Below are 520 nucleotides of genomic sequence, written 5' to 3'. Positions count from 1 at the left end.
GCACCGAGGAGAGCGCGGAGATCAAGCGTCTCAAGGCCGAGAACCGGCGTCTGACCGAGGACCTGGAGATCATGCGCCGGGCCTCGATTTTCTTCGCGGGGGAGCTCGACCCCCGCAACCGGTGATCTGCGAGTTCGTCGACCAACTCCGGTCGGAAGGGCATGCGGTCGAGTCGATCTGCCGAGGTCTGCGCAAGGCGGGTCTGCAGATCGCCGCACGCACCTATCGGATGTGGACCTCACCCCGGCGTGCGGTAGCGGCCAGGGTCGTTAGCGACGCCGAGGTGGAGGACGTCGTGCGGCAGCTGGTGTGGAAGCCCGATGCGCAGGGGCGTAGGAAGATGCAGCCAGCCGGGCTGTACGGGCGGCGCAAAATGCTCGCCGAGGTGCGCCGGGCCGGGCTGGCCACAGCGAGTCCGGGCGCGGTGGACCGTGCGATGCGCACGCTGGGTCTATCCGGGGTGGTCCGGGCCAAGAAGGTGTACACGACCTCCCCGGATTCGGACGCTGTGCGGGCGCCG

Annotated in this window: 1 pseudogene and 1 other annotated feature; the pseudogene reads left to right on the top strand. The window is 69.0% G+C overall.

Features of this window, described 5'->3' with window-relative positions:
* A pseudogene (locus G6027_RS19135) lies at positions 1-520 on the top strand (IS3 family transposase); the annotation flags it as partial.
* Positions 83-217 (top strand) — a sequence feature (AL1L pseudoknot). Its footprint overlaps the pseudogene before it by 135 nt.

It is taken from the genome of Dietzia sp. SLG310A2-38A2, from assembly GCF_014145095.1.
GTDB lineage: Bacteria > Actinomycetota > Actinomycetes > Mycobacteriales > Mycobacteriaceae > Dietzia.
This window is presented reverse-complemented; position numbering and strand designations above follow the sequence as displayed.